Source organism: Acidovorax sp. KPB24-07, from assembly GCF_057543315.1.
The window spans coordinates 1-2,163 of record NZ_BAAJYS010000492.1; the positions used below are offsets into that span (position 1 = coordinate 1).

At 73.3% G+C, this 2,163-nt stretch carries 2 protein-coding genes; both read left to right on the forward strand.

Features of this window, described 5'->3' with window-relative positions; all coding sequences use genetic code 11:
• Positions 1-902: alpha/beta hydrolase family protein (locus tag AC27IQ_RS22995; RefSeq protein WP_487090926.1), on the forward strand; the 902-nt coding region annotated here is incomplete at its 5' end.
• Positions 903-998: 96 nt separating this feature from the next.
• Positions 999-2,096, forward strand: a complete 1,098-nt coding sequence (gene queA / locus AC27IQ_RS23000; RefSeq protein WP_487090927.1) for a tRNA preQ1(34) S-adenosylmethionine ribosyltransferase-isomerase QueA — start codon at positions 999-1,001, stop codon at positions 2,094-2,096.
• The last annotated feature ends 67 nt before the right edge of the window (positions 2,097-2,163 follow it).

Genomic DNA, 2,163 nt, shown 5'->3' on the forward strand with positions numbered 1-2,163 from the left:
CCGCTGATGCCCAGGGCCCGGCATTGCGCGGCGCGATCTGGACACCCTGCGCCACGCCGCCGGGGCCCGTCGGCATCGGCCCGCTCACCCTGGAGGCGGTGCGCGACTGCCCCGTGCAGGGTGCACCGCTGCCGCTGGTCATCGTCTCGCATGGCTCGGGCGGCACCGCCTTCAGCCACCACGACACGGCCGCGGCGCTGGCCGATGCGGGCTTTGCCGTCGCGGCCATCAGCCACCCGGGCGACAACGCGCAGGACCTGAGTCGCCAGGGCCAGCTTTCCGCCTTCGCCACGCGGCCGGCCGACATGCGGCGGCTCACCGACTACCTGCTGGGCACCTGGCCCGGCCACGCGGAGCTGGACCCTGGGCGCATCGGCTTCTTCGGGTTCTCGCGCGGCGGCACCACGGGGCTCGTGGCCCTGGGCGCGGTGCCGGACTTCACCCAGCGCCCCGAGCTGTGCCCGGCCGGCTCGCCCATCCCGCTGTGCACCGAGATCCGCAACCGCTCCTGGCCCGCGATGCCCGCGCCGGACCCGCGCATCCGCGCCGCGGTGATCGCCGACCCACTGAACTTCTTCACCCCCGAGACACTGCAGGCCGTGAAGGCCCCCGTGCAGCTGTGGGCCTCCGCGCTGGGCGGCGATGGCGTCACGCCCGGCAGCGTCGAGGCCCTGCGCCACGCGCTGCCGGCCGCCCCCGAATGGCATGGGGTGCCCCAGGCGGGGCATTTCGCGTTCCTCGCGCCCTGCTCCGCCGCCCTGGCCGAGCGGCTGCCCGCCCTTTGCCGCGATGCGCCCGGCTTCGACCGCATCGCCTTCCATGCAGCGTTCCACCGCGAGGTGATCGCGTTCCTGCGCCAGCAGTTGGCGCCGGCAGGAGCCAGCGGCCCTTCCGCACGTTAAAGGCCGGCGGGCTCGCGCCCAGTGCCCATGGGACAATCGCGCGCTGTCTTTGGTCGTTTATTCCTTGGAACGGGCCCGTCCGGCCCTCAAGTCCCCATGCCTGCCAGCCCCCGCACCTTCACGCTCAGCGATTTCGATTTCACGCTGCCCCCGCAGCTCATTGCCCAACACCCCGCCCCCGAACGCAGCGCCTCGCGCCTGCTGGACGGCCGCAGCACCGAGCCGGCCGACCGGGTCTTTCGCGACCTGCCCGGGCTGCTGCGCGCGGGCGACCTGCTAGTGTTCAACGACACGCGCGTGGTCAAGGCCCGCGTGTTCGGCGAGAAGGCCAGCGGCGGCAAGCTGGAGCTGCTGATCGAGCGCGTGCTGACCGGCAACGAGGTGGTGGCGCACATGAAGGTGAGCAAGAAGCCCCTGCCCGGCGCCGTGGTGCATCTGGCGGGCGGATTGGCCGGTGGCGGCTTCGACGCCACGCTGCTGTCGCGCTGGCCCGAGGACGACGGCCCGCTGTTTCGCTTCGCGCTGCGGGGCCCCGCGGGCGAGACGCCCTACGACCTGATGGAGCGGCACGGCCACCTGCCGCTGCCACCCTACATCGAGCGGCACCAGGAGGGCGGCGAGGACCCCGATGCCGCCGAGGACGCACAGCGCTACCAGACCGTCTTCGCCCGGGCCCCCGGCGCGGTGGCAGCCCCCACGGCGGCGCTGCACTTCGATGCGGGTGTGCTGGCCGACCTGGAGGCCCGCGGCGTGGAGCGCGCCAGCGTCACGCTGCACGTGGGCGCCGGCACCTTCCAGCCCGTCAAGACCGAGAACCTGGCCGAGCACCAGATGCACAGCGAGTGGTACGAAGTGCCCCTGGCCACGCTGGCCGCGCTGGAGCGCTGCCGCCAGCGCGGGGGCCGCGTGGTGGCGGTGGGCACGACGACCGTGCGCACGCTCGAATCGTGGGCCCTGAGCGGCCAGGCCACGGGCGACACGCGCATCTTCATCACGCCCGGCTTCGGCTTCCGGGTGGTGGACGTGCTGGTCACCAACTTCCACCTGCCCAAGAGCACGCTGATGATGCTGGTGAGCGCCTTCGCGGGCTACGAGCATGTGATGGGCCTGTACCGCCACGCCATCGCGCAGGGGTACCGCTTCTTCAGCTACGGCGACGCCATGCTGCTGCAGCGCCCGCAGCCGGCGCACTGAACGCGGGCCGCCCGCGCCGTGACGAACCGCTCCGAGACGCCGCCCCCCGCCGCCGCTGCACGCCCCT